The sequence below is a fragment of the Acidiphilium sp. JA12-A1 genome (assembly GCF_000724705.2).
Classification (GTDB): Bacteria; Pseudomonadota; Alphaproteobacteria; order Acetobacterales; family Acetobacteraceae; genus Acidiphilium; species Acidiphilium multivorum.
Genome location: NZ_JFHO01000006.1, coordinates 23,408 through 44,500 on the forward strand (window position 1 = coordinate 23,408; position 21,093 = coordinate 44,500).

14 protein-coding genes are annotated in these 21,093 nt (G+C 60.5%); 9 read left to right on the forward strand and 5 right to left on the reverse strand.

Annotated elements, in window-relative coordinates; genetic code table 11:
* Position 1: 1 nt before the first annotated feature.
* Genes RT91_RS02010 through RT91_RS02020 form a run of 3 tightly spaced genes read right to left on the reverse strand, consistent with a single transcriptional unit; the run spans position 2 to position 2,181 of the window.
* Positions 2 to 730 carry a hypothetical protein gene (locus RT91_RS02010; protein ID WP_240314149.1) on the reverse strand — a complete coding sequence of 243 codons (729 nt, stop codon included), beginning with the start codon at positions 728 to 730 and terminating at the stop codon, positions 2 to 4.
* Positions 727 to 1,617 carry a hypothetical protein gene (locus RT91_RS02015; protein WP_035185451.1) on the reverse strand — a complete coding sequence of 297 codons (891 nt, stop codon included), beginning with the start codon at positions 1,615 to 1,617 and terminating at the stop codon, positions 727 to 729. Before RT91_RS02015 ends, RT91_RS02010 begins: the two co-directional genes overlap by 4 nt.
* A gap of 9 nt (positions 1,618 to 1,626) precedes the next feature.
* Positions 1,627 to 2,181: a hypothetical protein gene (locus RT91_RS02020; protein ID WP_051788121.1), complete on the reverse strand. Its 555-nt coding sequence runs from the start codon at positions 2,179 to 2,181 to the stop codon at positions 1,627 to 1,629.
* Positions 2,182 to 2,444: 263 nt separating this feature from the next.
* Here RT91_RS02020 and RT91_RS02025 point away from each other — a divergent pair, with 263 nt between their 5' ends.
* The 9 genes from RT91_RS02025 (at position 2,445) to tnpC (ending at position 18,156) form a co-directional block, all read left to right on the forward strand.
* Positions 2,445 to 2,783, forward strand: a complete 339-nt coding sequence (locus tag RT91_RS02025; protein ID WP_035185455.1) for a hypothetical protein — start codon at positions 2,445 to 2,447, stop codon at positions 2,781 to 2,783.
* Between the two features lie 119 nt (positions 2,784 to 2,902).
* Positions 2,903 to 7,876 carry a MobF family relaxase gene (gene mobF / locus RT91_RS02030; protein WP_240314150.1) on the forward strand — a complete coding sequence of 1,658 codons (4,974 nt, stop codon included), beginning with the start codon at positions 2,903 to 2,905 and terminating at the stop codon, positions 7,874 to 7,876.
* A 333-nt stretch (positions 7,877 to 8,209) separates the two neighbouring features.
* Positions 8,210 to 10,405 (forward strand): ATP-dependent RecD-like DNA helicase, encoded by a 2,196-nt coding sequence (locus tag RT91_RS02035; protein WP_035185458.1) that lies wholly within the window; start codon positions 8,210 to 8,212, stop codon positions 10,403 to 10,405.
* Between the two features lie 255 nt (positions 10,406 to 10,660).
* Positions 10,661 to 12,079, forward strand: a complete 1,419-nt coding sequence (locus RT91_RS02040) for an MFS transporter (RefSeq protein WP_035185460.1) — start codon at positions 10,661 to 10,663, stop codon at positions 12,077 to 12,079.
* 500 nt (positions 12,080 to 12,579) lie between these two features.
* Positions 12,580 to 14,940 (forward strand): TonB-dependent receptor, encoded by a 2,361-nt coding sequence (locus RT91_RS20085; RefSeq protein ID WP_240314151.1) that lies wholly within the window; start codon positions 12,580 to 12,582, stop codon positions 14,938 to 14,940.
* A 76-nt stretch (positions 14,941 to 15,016) separates the two neighbouring features.
* On the forward strand, positions 15,017 to 15,457 hold the full coding sequence (locus RT91_RS02045; protein WP_240314152.1) for a MotA/TolQ/ExbB proton channel family protein: 441 nt from the start codon (positions 15,017 to 15,019) through the stop codon (positions 15,455 to 15,457).
* A gap of 306 nt (positions 15,458 to 15,763) precedes the next feature.
* Entirely contained in the window at positions 15,764 to 16,213 is a 450-nt protein-coding gene (gene tnpA, locus RT91_RS02050; protein WP_035185462.1) for an IS66-like element accessory protein TnpA, read from the forward strand.
* The gene (gene tnpB / locus RT91_RS02055; protein ID WP_035185464.1) at positions 16,210 to 16,566 is read left to right on the forward strand and encodes an IS66 family insertion sequence element accessory protein TnpB; all 357 of its coding nucleotides are present in this window, start codon (positions 16,210 to 16,212) and stop codon (positions 16,564 to 16,566) included. The genes tnpA and tnpB overlap by 4 nt, the downstream gene beginning before the upstream one ends.
* 81 nt (positions 16,567 to 16,647) lie before the next feature.
* Positions 16,648 to 18,156, forward strand: a complete 1,509-nt coding sequence (gene tnpC, locus RT91_RS02060; protein WP_082468510.1) for an IS66 family transposase — start codon at positions 16,648 to 16,650, stop codon at positions 18,154 to 18,156.
* A gap of 38 nt (positions 18,157 to 18,194) precedes the next feature.
* On the opposite strand, the gene RT91_RS21255 is transcribed toward tnpC, so the two are convergent.
* The gene (locus RT91_RS21255) at positions 18,195 to 19,601 is read right to left on the reverse strand and encodes a hypothetical protein (protein ID WP_152982770.1); all 1,407 of its coding nucleotides are present in this window, start codon (positions 19,599 to 19,601) and stop codon (positions 18,195 to 18,197) included.
* 181 nt (positions 19,602 to 19,782) lie between these two features.
* Positions 19,783 to 21,093: type IV secretory system conjugative DNA transfer family protein (locus tag RT91_RS02070; protein WP_035185475.1), on the reverse strand; the 1,311-nt coding region annotated here is incomplete at its 5' end.

A 21,093-nucleotide genomic window follows, 5' to 3' on the forward strand; every position in this document is an offset into this window, starting at 1 on the left:
CTCATTGTCTCGCTTTCATGCGCATGGCCGCAATAGCGGCCGGTGCGACATTCGGCGTTGTCCAAAGCCAGAGATGGCAAGCCGTGCGGCCATCCTGATGCGCCACGTTCTTGCCGGTGCAGTCGGTTTTCATCGTGTCGAGGATGGCGTTGTCGCGCATGAGTTGGTGCCATTGCGCCAAGCCAGCCGGGCCTTGCGAGCCGAGGACGGATTGCTCAACGGCCCCGGCAGCGTGAATGGTGCCGGCGGCCTGGCTGTACCCGGCCGCGTTGCCGCGCCAGTAGCCCAGGCCATAGCCGAGCGCGAGGATCACGATCGCCAGTGCCGAGCCCGAGGCGAGCGTTCGCCACCATACCCATCGCGACATGGACTTGAGGCGCTTTTCTGCCTCTTTCGCAAACGAGGCCACAAACTGGCGCGAGAGATCCGCATGCGCCGCTTCGGCCTGCGCCTTTGCGGCATGAAAGGCTTGATCGATGGTTTGCGCCAAGCCATCCCGCGCCTGGCGCACGGCGCTAAAATCCCGATCGACATGCAAGCGGTGTTCAGCCATGGCGCGCCGCTGATCGGCGGCAATGGCGGCGGTCGAGTCTAAAAACACCCGGAGCGCGTGGAGCGTTTGCGCGGTGGGGTCATTGTCGAGCCGGGCCAGCTGTTCGGCCCGATCCAGCTCCGCTTGCGCAGCGCGGATCGCGGCTTCTGCTCCGTCCTGATCGACAGCCTCGCTCATGGCATCCAAGATTTCACGCCGGCGAATTGCTCATCCATAGCCTTGAGCCAGTGGCCCACCCGCGAGCGGTTGAACACCCCGAGCGGCGGTTCTGTCTGACCGTCCCGTGCAGCGATGAAACTCGCGGTGCGCGCCTCGACCGCCTCGGCCGCGTGCAGGCGCGGCATCCAGAGGGTGAGCGCGCCGTCCGCCGTTTCATCGCGATAGACGTTGGAGGAGATCACGCGGCTGAATGCCTGGTCGCGGGATTGTCCGGCTGGAGCCATACCTTCATTGAGCACGAAGGCCCGCGCGCGGGGCTTGAAGCCCAAGGCGCCGAGCGTGGCCGCAGGGGTTAAATCCTCGGGATGCGGGCCGGCGAGGTAGAACATCACCACGGCCATGCCCGCCTCCTCGATCATTGCATCGAAGCCGGGCATTTCTCCGGCTATGGTGCGGAGGATCGTATCGCCACCCCCGAGATCGATGATGGCGGTTTGTTTTTCGGCGATGGCGAACTCCATGAAGTCCTGGAGCCAGTCGCGAACGGCGGCCTGGTTGAAGGTGTCCGGCCGAGCGACCCCGCCGAAATAGGTCGAGAACGTCGCGTTGGTGGGGTCAATGTCAGCCAGGAGCGGCGCTTTCCCGTCCCGCTGCGCCATCTCCACGATCCAGCGCAGGAAGGTGGTTTTGCCGGTTTTGCCCCGGCCGGCCGTCAGGATGATCTTGGGGCGATCGGCGAGATCGAGGCCCTGGGCGACGGGTTCGATGCTGGATTGCTCGCTGGTCAGCAGCGGTTTGATTTCCGCAGGCTTGAGCCCGGCGGTCGAGCTGCCGGGGCGGAATACGGGGGTTGCGGGTGTTTCCGCGCCGGTGGGCTTCTTTTCTGATGAGGGGGCCTCAGTCATCAAATTCTCCTATCGGGATTTGTCGCCTCTCCATTTTGGATCGTCAGGATCGGCCGGGGCGGTTGGATCACCAAGGGCGCGGCGTTCCGCAGCGGAAACGCCCCGGCCCTCATTTCTCATCCATGATCGTTGAAACTTGGGCACCGGCTGGGCCGCCTGGTCAGCTGGTGCGGTGGGATCGCCGAGGGCCTGGCGTTCCGCAGGGGAAACACCGCGCCCCTCGCTTCTCAAGGTGAAGGGTTTGAATTTCGGTTCGGCCGCCGGCGTGCTGGCTGGGGCCGCCGTAACCGGGCGCCCTTCGGCCCGTTGCTTGGCGACCAGGCGCCGCGCCCGCAGCCAATAGTTTTCGACGGTGCGCGGCGTGAGCGGCTGGCCCGTGCGCGAGACCAGCCCGGCCGCCGCGAAGTGCTCCGCCAACCCCTTCCAATGCGCTCCATGCTTGTCGAGGAGGGCGGCAAATTCGTCGTGGTGCTCGATAAACCAGACCATCAACGGGGAGCGCCGACGAAGGCCGGAAGCCATCGCCGCACCGAGCTTTTCAATGTCGAGATCAGGCGCGGGCATGGAGAACCCTACCGATTTCAACCTCTGCACGTCAATAGAACGCAGCACAACCTCAGCAGATTCACTTCATAACAACCGCCATTTTCGCGGCAAATAAAATGCAAATTCACGGCATAATCACAGCAAATACGCGCCATAAAGCCCGCCAAATCCCCGCCACGATGCGAGCGGAAAGTTCAGAAGAGGAGTTACAGACCATTGCACCTATGGAGCTTGCGGCGCAAGTGACAATGGGGCTACGGTGACGGCAGGAGTTCCGCCCGATGCCCGAGCCCGAAACCGCCCCGCCGCCCCCGAAAGATGACCGCCTCGATGCCGTCATCCAGGCGATGCGGCTGATGATCGAAACGCAGAACACGCACAGCCAAATGCTGGCGCGGCTGATCGAGCTGGCGACCCCTTCGGAGGAAAGCCCGCTTGAGGAAGCCTTGGCGCGAATCGCCGGCGCGCTAAGCGACCAGACCACCGCGCTCCTGCAAATCGGCACGACGCTGGACGGGTTGGGGGCGGAGGTTGAGGCCGGGGTGATGCGTGGCCTGGCGACGGCGCTCGAGCCGGGTGACGACGGATCGCAGTCCGAGGCGGGCGGAGAGACGTGCTGACGTTCCGCGCCGGTGCGGCCTCCACCTCATCCGGTGCCGCCGGGAAGATGGCGGATCACCTGATGACCATGACGCTGCCGGGGTTCGAGCAGGACATGGCGGCGTATTATCAGCGCGGCATGACGGTCGAGGGCGGGCTTTGGCAGCCCGGCACGGCCGCGGCGGAAGATAACGCGGCGGCCACCGCGACGGATGCGGCCCGCCCTGGCACCATTCCCGAGCCCCGCCGGGATATGCACCCCACCGTTGCCGCCGCGCTGGGGATCGACACGTCGCGCCCGCTGACTCGTGACGAGATTGCCGAGCTGCTGGCGGGCAACCGGGCGGATGGCGATAAGATCGCGGGCAAACAGTATCAGCGCGCGGTGACGCCGCTTGCCGAGGTATTCGGGCTTGATCCGATGCGGTTGCCGACCCGCGCGGAGCTGGAAAGCCTGCTGGCCGGCAAACGGGCTGACGGACTTGATCTGCCAGCCGCGCCCGTGGAGGCGCCCCTTTCGACCAATCCGCAGACCGCAGCGCCAAAGGCTGTTGAGGTGAACGAGGCGGAGGATCGCGACGCGGCCCTTGCCGCCGAAGCGGCGGTGCTTGGCGAGCTGGGGCACGCGCCAGACGGCCCGCCGCCCTGGCCGGATGATTTTGCACCGCCCCCGATGGACGAGGCAGCCGCGTATGATCGGGATGCGGAGTTGTCGGCTGACTGGCGCGCGGATGTTGCGCGGGGCGGTGAACCGGCGGTGCCGCCGCGTGGCCCGGCGGCCGAGGAGCGGCCAGCGGAACCACGGGCGATCGATGTTGCGGCGGCGCTTGATGCCGCCGGTGTGCCTTACCGGACCAGCGGCGGCCGGTTGCGCCTGCAAGCGACCTGGCGCGGAGGAGAAAGCTGGACGGTCTCGGTCAACGCCACCACTGGCCAATGGACCGACTTTGCCGCCAGCGAAGGCGGACGGTTCGAGAGCCTGGTGCGCCGGCTGGGCGTCAAAGCCGAGGCGGTCGAGCTGGATCCCGAGGCGGCCAAGGCGGCGCGTACTGCCGAGATACGGCGCAACACCTTTCGCAAGAGCATTGCCGGGAAGCTCTGGGATGAGGCGATTCCGGGCACGGGCGAGCTGCGCGCGCCGCGTTTGCACGGGGCGGTGGGGCAGAAATTGCAGCAGCGCGCGGCGCATGCGGCGCGCGTGGACGAGGCCGCGGTCCTGCGGGCGTCAGCCCGGGCCTATCTCAGCGGGCGCGGTCTCGATCCTGATTGGTTGATGAGCCATGTGCGGCTGGTCCGGCCGCATCCGAACTATGACGCAGCGGAGTTGGCGGCCGGTGCGGCGGTGGTGATGCTGACGCCGATGTTCGGCCAGGATGAGGATGGCCTGGTGCGGCTGACGGGCGTGCAGCGCACCTATCTGACCGAGGGCGGAGCAAAAATCGGCCGCCGGATGCTGGGGGCCTCGGGCGCCTGGCTGCTGCATCCGCCTGCTGGCGCGGCGGTGCCGATTGGTGGCCATGACCAGGCCCGGGTTGCCGGTGAAGGGTTCGAGACCGTCGCGAGTGTGGTGCAGGCAACGCGGCAGGCTGGTGTTGTCGGCTACAATGCTGGCGGCCTGGTGGCCTGGGCCGGGCAGTTCAGCGGCTCGACGCCGGTTGCGCTGCTGGCCGATCGCGATAATGCCCGCCTCCATAATGGCCGTGATGTTGGCGAGGCCGGGCAGAAGGCGGCCGCCAAGGCCGCGGCCTTGATCGAGGCCAATGGCGGCGAGGCGGTCTATCTTGAACCGCCGGCTGATGTTGCGGGCGGAGCAAAGGGCGCCGATTGGGCCGATGCCTTGCGCGAAGGCGGCGCCGCCGGCTTGCGGCGGGCGCTGGCGACGGCCCAGGCGTCGAGCGCTGCCGACCGGGCGCGGATCGAGGCGAAGCTGGCGCCTACCTCTCCTAGCGCGGCGCCAGATGGCCCGCCCGCCCACGAGACCGAACCAAGACAGCCCGCGCCTCATCCCGAGCTTGTGCGGCTCTACAAGGCACTCGGCGCCAAAGACGGACGCGGCCTTTCCGAGACCGAGCGGGCCAACATCCTTGATGGCAAACGGGCTGATGGAGCGGCGCTGGATGCGGCCGATTGGCGGAACGCGGTGAACCGCTCGAAAACCCCGATCGGCTACGTTGATTTTACCTTCTCGGCCGACAAGTCGGTGTCGCTAGCCTGGGCCTTCGCGCCGACCGAGGCGGAGCGCAACCAGCTGGCCCAGGCGCACAAGGATGCGGTGGCCGCGACCATGGCCGAGATCGAGCAGGTCATTGGCCAGGCCCGGAAGGGCAAAGGCGGCAAGGAAGGCACCGAGCAGGGCCGTATCGGGTGGATCACCTTTGACCACTATACGGCCCGGCCCACAATCGAAATCGCCCGGCAGACAGCGGATGGCCGCACGGAAACCGAGATCGTCTCGGTGAAAGTGGCCGGCGATCCGCAGCTTCATACGCATGTCGCGGTGCCGAATGTCATCGTCACTGAGAGCGGCCGGGTTGTGTCCCTTAACACGTTGCAGATGCACGGCCGCATTCATGAATGGGGAGCGATCTACCAGGCTCATCTCGCCCAGAATCTCCGGCGGGCCGGCGCGAGTATAGAGCTGGACCGAACCACCGGCGCGGCGCGGCTCAGCGCCGTGCCAGAGGAGATCAGGGCGGCGTTCAGTAAGCGGACCCGCGATGCCCTCTCCGACGCGAAAGCCTATGCCGCCTCGCTGGGGGCGGATTGGGACCGCATGACCGGCGACGAACGAATCAAGCTGCTGAAAGGCGGTGCCTTTGCGAGCCGCAGTGCCAAGGCCGATGATCTGAGCGATTTTGCGAGCTGGCGGCGCCAGGCGGAGGATCGCGGCTATCAGCACAAGAGCGTTCTGCAGGACGCAGTGCCAGCGGAGAAACTGACCGAAGCGGCCCGGCTTGATCTGGCCTATGAGGCGGCTTCGCGCGTGCTGGGCGAGCAGTTTGCCCGGCGGGCGGTCATCAAGGCCGAGGATGAGCGCGTTGCCGCAGCGCGTGGCCTGGTGGCGGCCGGGATCAAGGATGGCGGTGATGTTGATCAGGTGATCGCGCGGTTGCGGGCGCGCGGTGTTGTCGAAACGGGCGGTGCTGGCGGCAATGGTGAGTCCGCGCGCACGCAGATCATCGCGGTCGAGACCGAGCGGGATGACCCGGACAACCCGGATGTGACGATCACCATAACCAGGCTGACGACGCGCGCCCATGTCGAGCAGGAGAGCGCGCTGGTCGAGCTGGCGGGACAGGCGGGCCGGGATCGGCGCGGCACGCTCAACCCGGTACAGATCAAGCGCGGGATCGAGGCGAGCGGGCTGAGCTTCACCGGCGCGCATGGCGCTGCCCAGCGCCGGATGATCGATCATCTCGGCATGGGCGGCCGGTTCGCGGTGGGGATCGGTGCGGCCGGTGCTGGCAAGACCACGCTGTTGAAGCCGCTGGTGGCGGCGTGGCGTGACCAGGGTGCGGACATTCACGGCATCAGCCTCGGCTGGCGCCAGGCGCGCGAGCTGCGCGAGGCCGGGCTGAATACCGAGGCCGAGACCGGCGGGCGTGACACGATCGCGGCCGTGTCGGTGTTCATTAACCGGGTGGAGAGCGGCCGGCTGGATTTGTCCCACCGCAGCGTCGTGGTGATCGATGAGCTGGGCACGATCGGCACGCGCCAGATGCTCGATCTGTTGCGGCTCCAGGAGCGGCACGGGTTCCGCATGGTGGCGATCGGTGATCCGAAGCAATGCCAGTCGATCGAGGCGGGCCAGGTGATCGGCCTTCTCGCAAAAGGGCTGGGCAAGGTGCCGTCGATCGAAAGCACCGTGCGCCAAACCAACGAACGGGCGCGCGAAATCGCGGGCTTGCTGCGCCAAGGCGGTGCCGAGGCTGTTGGCAAGGCGCTGGACATGAAGCGGCAGGACGGCACGGCCGAGATCGTCGCCGGCGGGCATAGCGAGGTGATCGCGCGGGCCGCCGAACTCTGGGATGAGCGCCGGAAAGCGAACGCCGACCGGCCGCGCTTTACGCTTTCGATCAGCACACCGACCAATCAGGATGCGCGCGCGATCGGCGAGGCAATCCGGCAACGGCTGCTGGCCTCTGGCGAGCTGGGGCAGAGCCGCATGACGCTGGCAGCGATCGACAAGAATACCGGCGAGCACTACGCGATGCCGATCGCCATCGGCGAAAAAATCCGGCTCTTCGCCCGGACCAATGCGGCGATGCTGGACGGCAGCAAGGGCGCGATCGGGGATAACGGCTCGATCCTCGAAATCACCAGCATCCGCGACGAAGGCCTGGTGCTGCGGAACGACCATGGCCGCGAGGGCTTTGTGAAGTGGGACACGCTGGCCGACAAGGAAACCGGCCGGATGCGGCTGGCCTATGGCTATGCCATGACCACCAACACCGCCCAGGGAATCACCACGACCGAGCATATCTTTGTAACCCCGGGCGGCTCGCAGACCACGGACGGCTTCAAGACCTATGTGTCCGGGTCGCGGCACCGGGAGCGGGATTACTGGCTGACCTCGGAAGGCGCCGAGCGTCAGGAGATCGCGGGCCGCCGGCCGCTTGGAGATCCGCGTCCGATCCGCGAGCACGACATCTGGACGAACTGGACGCGGAACATCGCGCGCCAGCCGGAAAAGACCAATGCGCTCGATCTGGTGAAGATCGGCGAGGAGGCCCGCCGCAATGCTGCCCGCGCCTTCCTCAAAGGGCTGGCGGCCGACGAGAAACGCGAGGCCGCCGGCTTACCCTCTGACCTGTCCCAGCGTTTTGCGCGCAGCCAGGCCCGGGCCGGCGCGCAAAGCCGCTTGACCGAAACCATGGCGCGCGCTGCCGAGGATAAGGGGCAGGCGCTGGCCCGCATCGAGCGGGCGGCTCCGGCCGTAAGGGCAGCCGTGGCGGCGGGGTGGGAGCGGGCGCGGCCGTTAATCGAGGCTGCTCACCGGAGTGCTCGCGCCCGCCTACAGAAAGCGCTGGAGGGGCATCGCCGCCAGGCGCAGCGCCAAGCCGAGGAACGTCCGGTTGAACAGGAAAGCCGCAAGCGTGGCCGCGGGCGGTAGGGTTTTGGATCCAGTTCCTTGAGGAACTGCTATCGTCCCTGCTGCTCTCTGGCACGGCCAATTCCATAATCGGTGCCAGGAATTCTACCCCGTTGCTCCGGGTCATGACAGGCAACAATGCTGCACTGCACAAAATATATAAGACAACTGCGTCCTGCGGCGCTATATCGGTCCTGCGCGAGGCACTGCCTCGCCTTTTTGGACGTTTCCTCCCTAAACTTGGCGGCCTCAATGGCCGCCATTTTTTTGCCCCCCTCCTTGGAGCCGCGCCGCGTAAGCAGACGCGCCTGCGACTGACTTGACCGGCGCCGGAAGACAGCGTCGCATGGGGTGATGGGGAACCATTCTATTTCCACTGCCCCTGCTCAGACACCCGATCGCGAGGTCCTCGCGGGCCTGGTTGAGCGGGTGACATTCCACAATGCCGAGAACGGTTTTTGCGTGCTGCGGGTGAAGGCCCGGGGACACCGTGATCTCGTTACAGTCATCGGGCATGCCGCGACGATCAGCGCTGGTGAGTGGCTGACCGCGAGCGGTGAATGGGTGAACGACCGGGTTCATGGCCAGCAATTCCGGTCGAGGTTCCTGCGGACATCGGCGCCGACCACGGCCGAGGGGATCGAGCGCTATCTGGCCTCCGGCATGATCCGCGGCATCGGCCCGGTCTATGCGAAGAAACTGATCCGGGCCTTCGGCGAGACGGTGTTCGACGTGATCGAGGCAAAGCCCGAGCGCCTGCGCGAGGTGCCGGGTATCGGCGCGGTGCGGGCCGGGCGGATCGTCAATGCCTGGGCCGAGCAGAAGGTGGTGCGGGAGATCATGGTGTTCCTGCACAGCCATGGGGTGAGCACGGCCCGCGCCGTGCGGATCTTCAAGACCTACGGCGCCGACGCGGTGCAGGTGATGAGCGAGAACCCTTATCGGCTGGCGCGGGACATCAGGGGGATCGGTTTCCGGACAGCGGATGCGATCGCGGAGAAGCTTGGCATCGCCAGGGATGCGATGATCCGGGTGCGTGCCGGCATCGGACATGCTCTGGCGACGGCAATGGATGATGGCCATTGTGGCCTGCCGGCTGGCGAACTGGTCTCGCTCGCCGAAGCGCTGCTCGAGGTGCCGGCGCCGCTGATCGGGACGGCACTCGACCTCGAACTGGCAGAGGGCACGGTGATCGCCGATCAGGTGGCGGGCACCGATTGTGTGTTCCTGGCCGGCTTGTATCGGGCGGAGCAGGGTATCGCCGAGCGGCTGCGGACCATTGCCTCCGGTGAAACGCCCTGGCCATCGATCGATGCCGACAAGGCGATCGGTTGGGTGGAAAGCCATCTCGGCATGAATCTGGCGATGAGCCAGAGTGAGGCGGTGCGGCTGGCGCTGACCTCGAAGCTGCTGGTGATCACTGGCGGACCGGGTGTCGGCAAGACCACGATCGTCCGGGCGATCCTGCGGATCCTCGCTGCGAAATCCGTCCGCATTCTGCTCGCCGCGCCGACCGGCCGGGCAGCCAAGCGCCTTGCCGAGACGACGGGGGTCGAGGCGAAGACGATCCACCGCCTGCTCGAGGTAGATCCTGCGAGCGGCGGTTTCCGCCGCGGCGTCGACCATCCGCTGGAATGCGACCTGCTGGTGATCGACGAGACCTCGATGGTGGACGTGCCGTTGATGCATGCGCTGACCAGGGCGATCCCCGACGAGGCGGCGCTGCTGGTGGTGGGAGATGTCGACCAGCTTCCCTCGGTGGGACCGGGGCAGGTGCTCGCGGACCTGATCGGGTCTGGCGCGATACCGGTGGTGCGGCTGGCAGAGATCTTCCGCCAGGCCGCGGCGAGCCGGATCATCACCGTGGCGCATAGCGTCAATCGAGGAGAGATCCCCGATCTCGGCCGCGCCGATCCCGAGAGCGATTTCCATTTCGTGGCGGCCGACGAGGCGGAGGCGGCGGTCGAGCGGATTGTTGAGCTGGTGAAGACGCGGATTCCGCGCCGGTTCGGACTGGATCCGATTCGCGACATCCAGGTGCTCTGTCCGATGGCCCGAGGCGGGGTCGGCGCACGGTCACTCAACATCACCCTGCAGGCCGCGCTGAATGGCGCGGCGGAGCCGCGGGTCGAGAGATTCGGCTGGACCTACGCCCCCGGCGACAAGGTCATGCAGATCGAGAACGACTACGATCGAGAGGTCTACAACGGCGATATCGGCTTTATCGCCCGGGTAGAGGCGGAGGCTGGTGAGATCGCCGTCGGCTTCGACGGACGGGAGGTGGTCTACGGCCTCGGCGAGCTGGACGCGCTGGTGCCGGCCTATGCGGCGACGATCCATAAGTCCCAGGGCTCTGAATACCCTGCCGTCGTCATTCCGGTGCTGACCCAGCACTACGTGATGCTGCAGCGGAACCTGCTCTACACCGGCATCACGCGCGGTCGGCGACTTGTCGTTCTGGTCGGCAGTCGGCGTGCTGTCGCCATCGCCGTGCGGAATGTCTCGGGCCGGCGCCGGTGGTCGAAGCTCAGGGAGTGGCTGGCGGGATGAGGGGGCAGAAATGAAGATATCAGATTGTTTGATCGTCGCCTAACCCCATGCATTCTCAAGACAACAGCATAATCAAGTCAGGGATACCAATCGGAATCGGGACAATAGTATCAAGCGCATCACCGGAACGTTACTCGATGTTGGTCTCCGTAATTGAAACGTAACACACGGCGGCTCGCATAGCCTCTAGGTGGTTTCCTCGATTAGCCTAGGTCGGATGCCCATTCAGGACTTACCCAGGACGAGGAGCCTTCCATGTCGACATCGACATCAGCAGCATCACTTCCGTCCGTAGAAAATACCGTCTCCGAGGCGCTCAACCAGGTCGTATTCAGTCCGTTCCATTTGCGAGCTATTTTTGCGGCGGGAATGGGATTTTTTGCCTCAGCCTACGATCTGTTCATCATCGGCACTGCTCTGACCTTGATAAAGGGTGAATGGCATTTGTCGCCCGGATCGGTCGCGCTGATCGGCTCGATTTCGCTGGCCGCCACCTTTGTTGGCGCCTTCGTATTCGGGCGTACTGCGGATATTTTTGGTCGTAAGTCGATCTATGGCCTTGAAGCTCTCTTGATGACGGTGGGCGCTCTCCTCTCGGCGTTCGCCCCCAATGTCGCCATTCTTTTGATTGCTCGAGTGATCCTCGGATTCGGAATCGGTGGTGACTATCCGCTTTCCGCCGTTTTGATGAGCGAGTATTCCAACACGAAATCACGCGGCCGCATGGTCAGCCTCGTGTTTTCCACCCAGGCAGCCGGCCTAGTGGTTGGTCCGGCGATCGCGCTCACTCTGCTAGCCGCCGGCATCGATCACGACATCGCATGGCGCATCATGCTCGGCCTGGGCGCTCTACCGGCAGCAATGGTGATCTATATTCGACGCACCCTGCCGGAAAGCCCGCGATGGCTTGCCAGGGTGAAAGGCGACGGTACGCGCGCTGCGCGAGAACTCGCTTCGTTCAGCTTGGGAACTGCGACGTCCGCAGGGCGCGACAAGGTGGTGAAGCAGCCATTCAGCCGCTATTTGCTTACTTTCCTGGGGACCGCCGGCGCGTGGTTCGTGTTCGACTATGCCTATTATGGCAACACGATTTCGACCCCTATGATCATGCAGCAGATCGCGCCGCATGCAAGCCTACTGACCAGCACGGCAATGAGCCTGATTATCTTCGCGGTGGCGGCGGTGCCCGGTTATATCCTCGCGATCCTGACAGTAGATCGGATCGGCCATAAGAGGCTGCAACTGATCGGCTTTGCGGGCATGGGATTGATGTTTCTGATCATCGGACTGTTTCCGGCGCTGATTTCAACCATCGGACTCTTCCTGATCGTCTATGGTCTGTCCTATTTTTTCGCCGAATTCGGGCCGAATACGACGACATTCTTGCTCTCCAGCGAGGTCTTTCCGGTCAACATACGTACCACCGGCCACGGCGCCTCGGCGGGAGTGGCGAAAGTGGGTGCGTTCATCGGCGCATTTATCTTCCCGATCCTGATCACAGATTTTGGGCTTTATGGCACGCTGCGCATCACCTTTGTCTTTTCGATGGTTGGACTGGCGTTGACAGCGGTATGCCTGCGCGAGCCGGCCGGTCTCAGTCTGGAGGCTGCGAGCAATGAGACCACGGACGAGGCCGCCGTGTCACCGATGATGGCAGGGGCATCATCGACGTGAACCAGTATTAAAGTGGTCGTTAAAGGGGGGCAGAAAATTTGACGCCGTGACCTGCGAGGGCACTGACACGGCCGATACCGAAGCGCGACCACTGGCGATCGAATATCGGCAACAGAACCGAAATATCGGCGCTGTTGCCGGGGCCATATGCCCGTGCAGATCGCCTTTCATTTTTGGTTTATAACTGTATTATGCGTCGACTTGGCGATACTTTTCATGTCATATTTCATGTTTTGTTGCATCTATATCGAATAATCAAATATATGTGTTATTTCGCATTGTAATATGTATGACTTTTTATTGTCATCAAATTCATAGTTTTTTTTGATATCGATTCCGTGCGCAGGAAAGTCTTTAGGTAGATTCCTGCATGTGAAACATAACTTGCACGGAGACACCGAATGTACAAGGTCATGGAGCCCTACATTTACAGACGTCATAAGAAGTTTATGGGACCAACGTCGTACAAACATATATTTTTTTTACTCGGAACGACTGCTATGGCGACGTTGCCCTTTAGCCATACTGCATCCGCACAGACTGTAAGTTCCGGAAGTGGTACTGTTGTAAATGCTGGAGAGGTAACAGCATCCTCAGGGGCATTGAATACATTACTAAAATTGCCCACGAAAAGAGAAATATTCAACTCGACTCAATCAATTAAAGTGGTAGGCAGAAAGCAGATCAAGGCATTGGGGCCGGCTGCCGGTGCGGCTCAAGCGCTAGCTGTTGCGCCCGGAGTAAGCATTGAGGCTGATGGCACGAGTGGTTCCCCGAGGGCGGGTATCAGTATCAATGGTATGAAAACGGGGTGGGGGAATATAGCCGGCAATTCCAACGATGGGACTGTCATGGTTACTTTCGATGGTGTGCCAATGGTCGATCCGGCATACGGTGTCTGGCAGGCTTCAGAGATTCCTAATCTTTCTTTTATCAAGGGCGTATCTGTCACTTACGGCCCAGGATACCCCATTAATCGCTGGTACGATAACATCGGTGGTGGCCTAAATTTTGTACCTATTGAACCAACAGCCAAGGCGCAGGCTGATATCGGTGGTTACTTCGGGTCATACGGCGCGCGCGGTACCAATTTCTCTTTTGATACTGGTGAACACGACGGTTGGTCAGCCGTATTTGCCGGAACTATCGGCAGAAGTGGAAATTATTTAAGCGGTTATGGCTTCGACAATCCATCAAATAACTACGCGTATTATGCAAAGATAATCAAGAAATTCCCTGGTGGTCGAATCAGCATTGGAGGATTCGCATCCAGGTCTTCTGCTTATAGACCTGTGCCTATCCCAGTATCTCCGAATTCGCAAGTTACTATCAATGGCGATAATCCTATAACAGGGAATCCATACCCAGGACCAATTTATTCTCAACAGACGACGGGATTTTATAATACATTGCCAAAGTCTATATATTATAAGAGGATACCAATAAGAACATATCTCATATATTCAAAATTTTTTGATAGATTAGATTCAATATCTTCATTTCACAACATATTATTTTACAGATATGGAGAGAGAATACATGAACATTATGATAATTATGGTCAAAGCAACAATGTACTAATACAGTACTACAATGCTCACAGCCAAACGTTTGGTGATAAAGCTTATTTTACATTTAAATTACCATACAATACGTTATCAATAGGCGGTTATGCAGTTTATAACAAATTTAATTCATTTCTAGATTACTATAATCCAAACAATCCAGCCGTATATAGTTCGGGGCCGAATGTGGGGCAGCCGGTTCTTATTAACGGTACACCGGTTAACTATAGTCTTGCTATTCCACATAATTTTCACAACTCGTTTTTGTATGAAACAGATCTTGCTGCTTTTGCACAGGATGTGATTCGGCCGAATAAAAATATTCGGCTGACACCTGGGTTGAGCGTTGTTTCTATGCATACAGATTTTGTTAATAACTCACTTGCCACATTTCCATACAATACTACAACAGGGCTAGATTCTGTTGTTGGTGTCAATGGGGATCGGAGGCCTAATTCGTCGACAAATTTTGTTGAATTTGAACCATCTATAGGTGCAAGCTATAAAATTAACAAAAATATCGCTTTGTATGCTAACTACTCTACTGCTTATAAAGGGGTTGGCGGAGCTAGTGGGACATATGCACATTTTGATGCCGCGACATTAAAGCCACAAAAGTCTAACCAATATCAATTGGGAATAAAAATATTAATTCCGAATGCCCCCTATCTTCATCATGCCATATTTAGCGCGAACTATTATCATTTAAATGATCTAAACCAAATTATTCCCATCCCAATTGCAAACCAAAATTATAAACGTTTTGCATCGGGATCATCTGTGTTTCATGGTTTCAATATATACTTTGAAGACGACCCAAAATACAACATACACGTATATGCAAATGCCAGCTTTGAAAGCGCAAACTACTCTAATTATGTAACTGGCGGTCAGAGTTATAATGGATTGCCTATTTCAAATGTTCCATGGGTGACATTCAATAGCGGTCTTTATTATTCATTTTTCAAATCAAATATTCTCTATCAGCCAAGAATTTGGTATCAGTATACAGGAAGTCAGAATATATATAATAATAATACAGGACTACCAACGCGAAATAAACTTGGTGGATACGGCATTCTTAATCTTGGAATGAAGGTCGCTTTGGCTACGCCTAAGACAACATTTGTTCATGCCATCGATTTTAATGTCGACCTTCTCAATGTTCTTAATAATAAATATAATGCGTTCGAATATTATTCTGGTGGTGGCTACTATGGCGTCCCTGGCCAACTTTTAGCTGAGCCGGGCGCACCTTTTACCGCATATGGAAGTTTAAATGTAAAATTTCGTTGATAATTGAAATGATTAACAGAGGCGGAAAACATCCGCCTCTGTTTATATGAATTATATGATACATTCTTCACGAGGTATGCCTGTGTCTTATGACTATATCGTTCATCTCGCAAATTATTCGGACGGTGTGCTTTATGTGCTCGCTGGTCTTTTCGTCATCGCAGTAGCGGTGATCATCGACCGGATGTGGTATCTCCGCCGGGCGATCTTGCGGGGCGGTTCGATCGTCAGGCGGATGGCGGCCATGGGCCGGGTGAACGAGCAGGATCTTGCAGCGCTTCGCGATTTTGCCGGCCGCATGCCCGAAGGGCTGCTGCTCGACACCGCCCTGAATCATATGAATGACGCCGACCACGCCGGCATGAACAGCCGCATGGATGAGGCGATCATGCTGGTTGCGCCCCGGCTCGACCGCCGGATGTGGGTGCTGGATACGATCGTCTGCCGCGCGACAATCAGCGTGAGAATCTGCGACAATCAGGGTGAGAATCCGGGGCTGGGGGCTGTGAGGGCGTAGCCCGAGCAGGCCCCAGCCCCGGAGCGGGTTGTTTTGTCCTGTCTGGCTGACCGTGACCGGCTGCTAGGGGTTGGCTCCACTGTACGCGGCGGTGGAAAAGTAGGCCATGTAGCGGCGGCATAATGCTGCTGCGTGGCGGGGCAAAAGCCGGCCACTTGTAGAGTTGCCTCTTTCGGAATGGAGGGAGAGGCGACGGGGGATGTATTCGGTGGAGGTTTATGCGTAAGCGGAGCGCTGGAACCCTTCTTCCTGTGATGGGATGATTTGTGCTGGATCGGTGCGGAGTTTGGGCATCGAGCGGTCTTTATGGACGTAATTAACGACGACGCGAAGGCAGCGGGGTTTCGGCGGATTGAGGTTTTGACTGGTCCGGGCCGGCGACGGCGGTGGTCGGACGCGGAGAAGGCGCGGATTGTTGCCGAGACGCTTCGTGGGGGAGCGACGGTGACGGAGGTTGCGCGGCGCTGGGCGCTTTGTCCGCAGCAGATCTGGGGCTGGCGTCGGCAGGCCCGCGAAGGGCACTTGGCGCTCATTCAGGACGAGCATGTGCCGGCGTTCGTGCCGATCGTGCCGGCGGCGCCATTGGCGGAGACGGACGAGAGGCGTGCGGTTTCCGTGGGGCAAGCGGCGCAGCGGACGAGGTCGGCACCATGCCTCGAGATCCGGCTCGCCGGCGCGGTGCTGCGGGTGCCGGTAGAGACGGACGGCACGCTGCTGACCGAGGTGCTGCGGGCGATCAGGGCGTCTGCGGCGTGATCGCGATCCCGCCGGGGGTGCGTGTGCTGGTGGCGATGCGTCCCGTGGATTTCCGCAAGGGAGCCCACGGCCTGGCGGCGCTGGCCGCCGAGGTGCTGGGCGAGGATCCGTTCTCGAGCGCGGTACTGGTGTTCCGCGCGAAGCGGACGGACAGGATCAAGCTGCTGATTTGGGACGGCAGTGGTCTGGTTCTGGTGTGGAAGCAGTTGTCGCAGGGCGGCTTCCGCTGGCCACCGGTGACGGATGGCGTGATGCGCCTTTCGGCGGTGGAATTTGCGGCACTGTTCGACGGGTTGGATTGGTCGCGCGTGCAGTCGACACGAAGGATTCCCAAGCCGATTGCGGTCGCCTAGAATCGGAGCGTGACGGACGCTGCACCGACCCTGCCGGACTTGCCGACCGACGCCGCGGCACTGCGCGCGCTGGTGCTGGCGATGATGGCCGAGCGCGATGCCATTACCGCCGAGCGGGATGCCGTTGTCATTGAACGCGACACGCTGACGGTCCGTAACGCGCAGTTGGAACATCTGCTGCGCACGCTGCGCCGCCTGCACTATGGCGCGAAGTCCGAGCGGCTGCCGGAGGCGCAGCTGCAGCTCGGCCTCGAGGATACGGAAGCGGCGATCGCCAAGGTCGAGGCAGAGGCGGAGCGGACCGATCCGGCGCTGCGTCGCGAGCGTGCGGCGAAGCGCCGGGCCGGTCGCGGCAAGCTGCCCGCGCATCTGCCACGGATCGAGGTCGATCTGGCGCCCGAGGCGAGCGCCTGCCCGTGCTGTCAGGCCGCCATGGTGGTGATCGGCGAGGATCGTGCCGAGCGGCTCGACGTCATCCCGGCGCAGTTCCGAGTATTGGTGACGCGGCGGCCGAAGCTCGCCTGCCGGGCCTGTTCGGGCGTGGTGGTGCAGCCGCCGGCACCGGCACGGCTGATCGCCGGCGGCATTCCGACCGAGGCGACCGTCGCGCATGTACTCGTCGCCCGCTACGCCGATCATCTTCCGCTCTATCGTCAGGCGCAGATCTGGACGCGCCAGGGCGTGGTCGTCGATCGCTCGACGCTGGCCGCCTGGGTGGGCACCGCGGCCGCGGAACTGGCGCCGGTGGTGGCGCGACTGAAGCAGATCATGCTGGCCTCGGCGCACATCTTTGCCGACGAGACGACGGTGCCGGTGCTCGATCCCGGGCGCGGACGCACCAGGACCGGCTACTTCTGGGCGATTGCGCGCGACGACCGGCCCTGGGGCGGCACCGATCCGCCGGCGGTGGTCTACACCTACGCGCCCGGCCGCGGGCACGTACATGGTCGCGCCCTGCTCGGCGACTATCGCGGCATCCTGCAGGTCGATGGCTACGCCGGCTACAAGAAGCTCGCCGACCCGACCGGCCGGACCGGACCGAGCGCGCTTGCCTTTTGCTGGTCCCATGTCCGGCGCGGCTTCTACGATCTTGCCAAGACCCGTGCCGCGCCGATCGCCACCGAGGCGCTCGAGCGCATCGCCGCGCTCTATCGCATCGAGGCGGAGATCAGGGGACTGAACGCGGCCGAGCGCCACGCGCACCGACAGCGCCGCAGCGCTCCGCTGGTCGCGGATCTGGGCATCTGGCTGAAGGCGCAACACGCGAAGCTCTTCGCCCGCGGCCCGACCGCGGAGGCAATCGGCTACACCTTGAACCACTGGGACGGCCTGGTCCGCTTCCTCGACGACGGCCGCATCGAGATCGACTCCAACACGATCGAGCGAAGCATGCGCCCGGTCGCCTTGAGCCGGAAAAACGCACTGTTTGCCGGCAACGACGACGGCGCCGAGAATTGGGCAGCGGTGGCTTCCCTTATCGAAACCTGCAAACTGAATGCCGTCGACCCGCAACGCTATCTCGCCCAGACGCTCAGGATTTGCGACAGTCTGCTACCCCGGCAGATAGATAGAAAATCGGACCCACCATAAAGGGCATGACCGATTGGCCAGAAGAAAATTTGATCCAATCATGATGGCGGTTCAAGGCCGCAGACACTTAAAATATTTCTAAAACCAGGGTTTTTCCCGCCCGCGCCGTATCCTGCGAAACCATCCATCAATTTTTCCGAATCCGGGAGAGCAATGTAAGCAGTTTGAAAATCTAGCTCAATTGCCTGTTCTTTTTCCAACAGATCATCGAGGGCTCGCCGAAGTTGCTCGTCTTTGAGCACCTTGACCGCCTCGAAAGTTTTGAAGGCTTCGATGATTTCCCACTCGTAAAGTTGGCCAGCCACGTTTGGGGGATTAACAAATCGAACTAGCTCTGGTGCCGTCATCAGCTGTTGCCGCAGGCGTTCGGCAAGAGGTGGATACAAAGCAACCGTCCCTATCTTTCGTCTCAGGCGAATAGCTGCGCACTCAACTTGGTTGAGAAGGGGTAAATCTTCATCTGCGTGTTCAGCAAAAAACTCTTCACATCTCGCTTTTAATTCTTCATCATCCGTACGGCGATAAAGCGCACATAGCGCGATAAGGGTTTGCATCTTGCGAAAAATTCTATGTTGCTCAAAATCCTTCGTCAATTTCTCGAAGAGATCCCGGGGGGAAGTCCCTTCGGTCAGACTGTTCACTACGAAATAGTAGCCTTCTACTTGTAAGCCGGTAGGCTGCAGAGGGCAGTCCATATTGGCGAACAGGGTAGCGGTATCTCGCTGTTTCAAATCTTCTATCCATGCCTTCCGAGCATGGGAAATTTCACTGATCGAAAGATTCCGAACGTTTTCCTCAATCTTCCTTGCGTTGTCAGTTGCAGACAGACCGATCGTCCCAATTAGTCGGCTAGGGTAAGTCTTGTCGAGGCTCGAGAGACAAAGTTTATCATACATTGTTTTGAGGTCGCTCTCTATCCGAGAGCGCAATTTCTCAACTGAAAGTAGATTAAATATCTCCTCCCATCGGCTGATAAGTTCGAAAGCTTGAAATACCAAGATTGGTTGATAGATATCTTGTCCAAGAAACACGGCACTATGAGCGTCATACACTGCCGAATGAGCGCCCGTGGTCACCAGCAGGTATTTTGCCTGTATTTCTGGATGGATACAGTATTGGAAACCTTGAACAAGATATTTTTGATCAAACGGGAAGGTCACATCTTTCGGCGACTTGGCCTCTATTATCCAGAACATCTTCTTCCGGATCGTTGGTATGTAGTCTGGGTGATAGTGTTTGACTCGCTGTGCGCCGCTTTCAACCGGGGGATAGTGCAGCTTGAAGGCAGAGCCGTCGTCCCCATGACGAACAACCTCGTAATCCCTATGGGTTTCGTACCCGAGGGCTTCCAAAAGAGGCGATAAAAAACGAGATTCGACGAACGCCTCCCCCTTGCCGTCAAAGTCAAGGCTTTGAAGCTTCTGTATCATTTGCAGCGAATGCATTGCACCTATCTCGGAACAAAATTTTATTAGAGATCTACGCCAAGATAACCATCCGAGCACGAGGGACGCCCTCTCGGAATGTCCGCTAACCGTATTTTACTCCACGTCGTCAAGTATCGCCATTGGGTCGTGTACGGACATTTAATTTGACCCCCTCCTCCCCGTCGTTCTTGGCCCGTGGCTATTTTGTGTTGACGGCAAAGCGGTTTTCGCCGACGCGCTCTGTCATCTCAGGTCGCCGGAAATAAATGGCCCGGCCGCAGCGCAGCGGCCGGCCGGATTTTGGGAAGATGATCTGCTCATCATCCCGCATGTCGTGCATGATTTCCTCAGCCCGGATGAGTTGGCGTTTCAGCTCATGATAGGTTTTGGTCTGGCCGGTCGAGCGCGTGCCTGTTTCCAGCCCCTTCGCTGAGTTGCCGGTGTTTGAGCCTTCCGACCAGGCCAGCACGCCATATTCGCCGATCGCCGTAGCCAGCTCCTCGGCGACCGCCTTGGTTTTGACGCCGGCGAAGCCATACCAGCTGACTGATTCAAACCACTTGGCCGGGCCGTCCTGGCCGAACAGCTCGCGAAGCTGGCCGATCGACTGATAAAACGGAAACAGCGTGATCTTGTATTTCCGGGCGCAGTCGCGGGCGGTTTCGAGGATTTTCATGGGGCCGAGGCGGGCGGCCTCATCGAGCAGGAACAACACGCGGCCTTCGATCGCGCCATCCGCTTCATAGGCCGCGTTCAGCAGGGCGCCGGTGATGACGCGGGCGACGGCCGGGGTGGCATCGAGCGCCTTCAGCGGAATGTTGATGAAAACCGTGGCCTTGCCGAGCGTCAGCTCAGCGCACCGGAACGTGTTGCCGGAAACGAGATCCGCATAAGCGGCGGTTGAAAGCCAGGCCGTGTCTTGGGTGGCGTTCTTGTAGATGCCGCTAAAGGTCTCATCCACGATGTCCTTCAAGCTACCGGCGAGATCGCGGGCGAGGCGGCTTTGCGAGTTCTTGTGAATATGGGCCAGGACGTTCCGCAGCTCCTTTTCGGGCGTGACGATGGCCGCACGGACGGCGCGCAAGGTCTTTTCGTGCGGGTCCAGGTGTTCGTCCCAGAGCATATGCGCGAGCAGCGCCGTCACCAGCTCCTTGCCGCTGTTCTTGAAGAAGGAAGCGTTTTCATCGCCGCCTGCTTTGGTATCGCCGCAAACCCACTCAACCACGGCCTGAACGTCGATTTCCGCGAGAGGGGAGGACACATCGATCCAGTCCAGCACATTGAACCCGATTTCGCGGGCCGTGCGGGGATCGAGCATATAGACCTTGTGGCCCATGGCCTCGCGCGCCTGGCGCAGCATCGGCCCCAGCTCCACCGAGGGGTCAAGGACAATGGCCGAGCCGGTCCATGTCAGCAGCGTGGAGATGGCCGTCGTCGTCTTATAGCCGCCCGATCCGGCGAACATCATGCAATGGGTCGAGCCAATCTCGCAGGGATCGATCAGCAGGGG